A 235-nucleotide genomic window follows, 5' to 3' on the forward strand; every position below is an offset into this window, starting at 1 on the left:
ATGGCTTGGTCCAGGACACGAAGATCAGGATTGAAGGAAACGGCTATGTCCTCCATCTTTTGCAGATGCCTCGTCCTCATGGTAGAAGCGCAAAGCAAGCCCCCCGGCTTTAGGACGCGATGGGTTTCCTCCACGGCAAGCGGGAGATCGGCGACATGGTAGAGCCTGTTGTTGGCGTGCACGAGGTCGAATTGATCCTCGTGAAAGGGAAGACGCTGGACCGCGGCCGGCAAAA

Annotated in this window: 1 protein-coding gene; it reads right to left on the reverse strand. The window is 57.0% G+C overall.

The annotated features are described in order from the left end of the window. Nucleotides 1-233 (reverse strand): class I SAM-dependent methyltransferase (locus KVT38_RS34250; RefSeq protein WP_254639764.1); only part of this gene is annotated, 233 nt, incomplete at its 3' end. Between the last annotated feature and the right edge of the window lie 2 nt (nucleotides 234-235).

This window comes from Cohnella sp. GbtcB17 (genome assembly GCF_019091135.1).
GTDB lineage: Bacteria > Bacillota > Bacilli > Paenibacillales > Paenibacillaceae > Cohnella.